Raw genomic sequence first — 1711 nt, 5'->3', positions numbered from 1 at the left:
GGAAAATGAAGGCTTAACAAAGAATAGGATTAAGAAAGGTCCATCTTTATTTAAATATAAAATTACGGAGGTTGAAAAATGATTCCGAATACCCTCTTAGAAGCTTTGAAAATTGAAATAACGCATATGGAAGCTGGAAAAGTCTTAGCAACCATGCCAGTGGATGAACGGACTAGGCAGCCATACGGAATTCTCCATGGCGGGGCATCAGTTGCCTTGGCTGAAACTGTGGCAAGCCTGGGAGCTTATGAACTGTGTGACAAATCTACCGAGATCGTAGCCGGACTTGAAATTAATGCAAACCATGTTCGTCCAAAATCAGAAGGTTTGGTAACGGCGACAGGTACTGTTCTCCATAAAGGGAAAACGACTCAGGTTTGGGATATTAAAATTACTGACGAACAAGACCGCCTCATTTGCGTATCTAGGTGTACCATGGCGGTTATTAAAAAGGAGCAATAATAATGGTGAAGGTGGGCAAATTTCCCATTCTTGTATTGTTAAAAAATTTAAAAAATTTATTTTTAATTCATGCTATAATGTAAGAAATAAGCACAATTTTTGTACAGGTTTCTCAATATAATGGAGTAAGGATATTTAAAGGAAAAGGTGGTGAAAAGTAAATGGCAGCAAAACGGCAGCATCTGTTTATCGATTTTGAATTTACGATGCCAGAAAGAAATATCCGGATGAAAGAATTCTATCCGGAAATTATTGAGGTAGGTACTGTAGTTGTGGTCGATGAACAAATTACTGAGCAATTTTCATCTTTTGTCACTCCGCTAAAATTCCCAAAATTATCAGAGCGCTGCAAGTCATTCTTACATATTTCACAGCAGCAGGTTGACACGGGACTTTCTTTTTATGATTTTATCCGTAAACTGGAGGAATTTACTAAAAATAAATGGGATACCACCATTGTAACGTGGGGGAACATGGATATGAAAGTGTTGCGCCAAAATTGTTATGCAGCAGGAATTCCATTTCCATTTCAAGCCAATGAGCTTGATCTTTCGATGGAATACAAGCGGTTCTTTGGGGACCAAAATCAAACCGGCCTTTGGAAAGCGGTACAGGAATATGGGAAGGAAGGGACAGGCCGGCATCACCGTGCGCTCGACGATGCGATGACTACCTACAATATATTCAAACTGGTGGAAAAGGATAAACGATATTTAGAAAAGCCGAAACCAACCACTATAGGTGACCGAATTGATTTTTCAAAGCTGTTAAATGAATTTGCATAAAAGGCCAAATCACTTAAACGGATTTGGCCTTTATTATTATTCCTTGAAATAATCCTTCTCAAGGTTTCCTAGGGTTTCTAGGCTTAATTCAGCCCATTTTGTACCCGTTTCTTGCAATTCTTGCTTCATTTTATCCACAGCCACTTTTAAGGACTGTACATAGTCCGGAACTTCCCCATCGAACGGTTTCACCATTTGTTTCGGAATATTTGCCTGCTCTCTGAAGCTAAGAGCTTTTCTTTCGTGAAAAATCAATACATCGGCGTCCTTTGGATTGTGTAGATCTCCCTGCATCGGGTGCTTAGCAACTGCGAGCACGCGCATTAAATAATGCTGAGGACGCACCTCTGTTATTTCTCCGATATATTTACCGGTTTTATAAATGCCTGTAACAATTGAGCCAATTTGAAATTCTTCCACAAAAACACTCCTACCTTCATATTTCTTCCTTTCATTTTATAACG

Annotated in this window: 3 protein-coding genes; 2 read left to right on the top strand and 1 reads right to left on the bottom strand. The window is 39.2% G+C overall.

All coding sequences use genetic code 11. The annotated features are described in order from the left end of the window. The first annotated feature begins 78 nt into the window (after positions 1 to 78). Positions 79 to 462, top strand: coding sequence for a hotdog fold thioesterase (locus V7083_RS23370; RefSeq protein ID WP_335482570.1), 384 nt, complete (start codon positions 79 to 81; stop codon positions 460 to 462). Positions 463 to 623: 161 nt separating this feature from the next. After that, entirely contained in the window at positions 624 to 1247 is a 624-nt protein-coding gene (gene kapD, locus V7083_RS23365; protein WP_335482568.1) for a 3'-5' exonuclease KapD, read from the top strand. 36 nt (positions 1248 to 1283) lie between these two features. Here kapD and V7083_RS23360 read toward each other — a convergent pair whose 3' ends face one another. Next, entirely contained in the window at positions 1284 to 1667 is a 384-nt protein-coding gene (locus tag V7083_RS23360) for a kinase-associated lipoprotein B (RefSeq protein ID WP_335482566.1), read from the bottom strand. Positions 1668 to 1711 lie beyond the last annotated feature (44 nt).

This window comes from Bacillus sp. JJ1764, from assembly GCF_036962145.1.
GTDB lineage: Bacteria > Bacillota > Bacilli > Bacillales > Cytobacillaceae > Neobacillus.
Note: the sequence above shows the minus strand (reverse complement) of the source record. Positions and strands in the feature narration are given on the sequence as shown.

Excerpts from the sequence above, each read along its gene's own strand:
- kapD (WP_335482568.1), top strand. The coding sequence starts at position 624 with ATGGCAGCAAAACGGCAGCATCTGTTTATCGATTTTGAATTTACGATG.
- V7083_RS23370 (WP_335482570.1), top strand. The coding sequence starts at position 79 with ATGATTCCGAATACCCTCTTAGAAGCTTTGAAAATTGAAATAACGCAT.